The sequence below is a fragment of the Desertibacillus haloalkaliphilus genome (assembly GCF_019039105.1).
Lineage (GTDB): Bacteria > Bacillota > Bacilli > Bacillales > KJ1-10-99 > Desertibacillus > Desertibacillus haloalkaliphilus.
In genome coordinates, this window is record NZ_JAHPIV010000372.1 from 1 (window position 1) to 370 (window position 370).

The window sequence follows — 370 nt, forward strand, 5'->3', positions numbered from 1 at the left end:
ACTTGGTGGAGGTTTGGTACCAACGATAGAACTGCTTTTATTTTTCCGAGCTGTATTAGGCATAGGTGTTGGACTTATGATGCCGATTTCAACATCCCTTGTAGCTGACTTTTTTGATGGTGAGGAGCGAACGGCTACGATGGGGCAAGTTAGTGCCGCAAATAATTTAGGTGGAGTCGTATTATTTATTATGTCTGGGGTGTTAGCTGCAATTAGCTGGAGAATGGCATTTAGTGTGTATATTTTAGTTCTAGTTGCTGCCATCATTGTGTTTTTCTATTTACCAAAAACAAAGGTTGATTATAGTCGGCAGGAAATAAAATTACAACCATTACCAAAACAGATTTACGTGTTTGGGGTTGCTATGTTT

General features: G+C 39.2%; 1 protein-coding gene. It reads left to right on the plus strand.

All coding sequences use genetic code 11. The annotated features are described in order from the left end of the window. Nucleotides 1–13: 13 nt before the first annotated feature. Nucleotides 14–370 (plus strand): MFS transporter (locus KH400_RS22395; RefSeq protein ID WP_217228405.1); only part of this gene is annotated, 357 nt, incomplete at its 3' end.